Source organism: Roseobacter sp. EG26 (assembly GCF_049830555.1).
Lineage (GTDB): Bacteria > Pseudomonadota > Alphaproteobacteria > Rhodobacterales > Rhodobacteraceae > Roseobacter.
Map to the genome: position 1 here is coordinate 1 of NZ_JBNBLH010000045.1, position 1126 is coordinate 1126.

Genomic DNA, 1126 nt, shown 5'->3' on the forward strand with positions numbered 1-1126 from the left:
CCCTAGAACTCGACGACGGCTCTGATGGATTTGCCTTGGTGCATGAGGTCGAACCCGTGGTTGATCTCATCCAGGCTCAGCTTGTGGGTGATCATCGGGTCGATCTCGATCTTGCCGTCCATGTACCAGTCCACGATCTTGGGCACGTCGGTGCGCCCCTTGGCGCCGCCAAAGGCCGTGCCGCGCCAGACCCGGCCTGTCACCAGCTGGAAGGGGCGCGTCGAAATCTCCGCGCCCGCAGGCGCCACGCCGATGATGATGCTCTCGCCCCAGCCCTTATGCGCGGCCTCCAGAGCCGTGCGCATCACGTTCACATTGCCCGTGGCGTCAAAGGTATAGTCGGCACCACCTTGCGTTAATTCAACCAAATGGGCGACCATATCGCCATCAACCTTCGATGGATTGACAAAATCGGTCATTCCGAAGCGTTTTCCCATCTCCTCCTTGTCGTCGTTCAGATCGACACCCACGATCTGATCGGCCCCAGCCAGTTTCAGCCCCTGGATCACGTTGAGCCCGATCCCCCCGAGGCCAAAGACCACCGCGCGGCTGCCAATCTCGACCTTTGCGGTGTTGATCACCGCCCCGATGCCCGTGGTCACGCCGCAGCCGATGTAGCAGATCTTGTCAAAGGGCGCGTCCTTGCGGACTTTCGCCAGCGCGATCTCCGGCACCACCGTGTGATTGGCGAAGGTCGAACAGCCCATGTAGTGGTGAATGGGCGTGCCATCCAACATCGAAAACCGCGTCGAACCATCGGGCAAAAGCCCCTGACCTTGTGTCGCGCGCACTTTCTGGCAGAGGTTGGTTTTCGGGTTCAGACAGTATTCGCATTCGCGGCATTCCGGCGTGTAGAGCGGGATCACATGGTCGCCCACCTCCAGGCTTGTGACCCCCTCGCCCACCTCAATGACAACGCCTGCGCCCTCATGGCCCAGGATCGCCGGGAAAATCCCCTCCGGATCATCGCCCGACCGCGTGAATTCATCCGTATGGCACAAACCCGTCGCCTTGATCTCGACCAATACCTCCCCCGCACGAGGCCCCTCAAGGTTAACTTCCATAACCTCCAATGGCTTCCCAGCAGCAACCGCAACCGCAGCTCGCGTCCTAAGCATCAAAATGA

At 60.3% G+C, this 1126-nt stretch carries 1 protein-coding gene; it reads right to left on the reverse strand.

The window, feature by feature from the left end; all coding sequences use genetic code 11:
- Positions 1–2 precede the first annotated feature (2 nt).
- Positions 3–1118 (reverse strand): S-(hydroxymethyl)glutathione dehydrogenase/class III alcohol dehydrogenase, encoded by a 1116-nt coding sequence (locus ACOTTU_RS24905; protein ID WP_425662219.1) that lies wholly within the window; start codon positions 1116–1118, stop codon positions 3–5.
- Positions 1119–1126 lie beyond the last annotated feature (8 nt).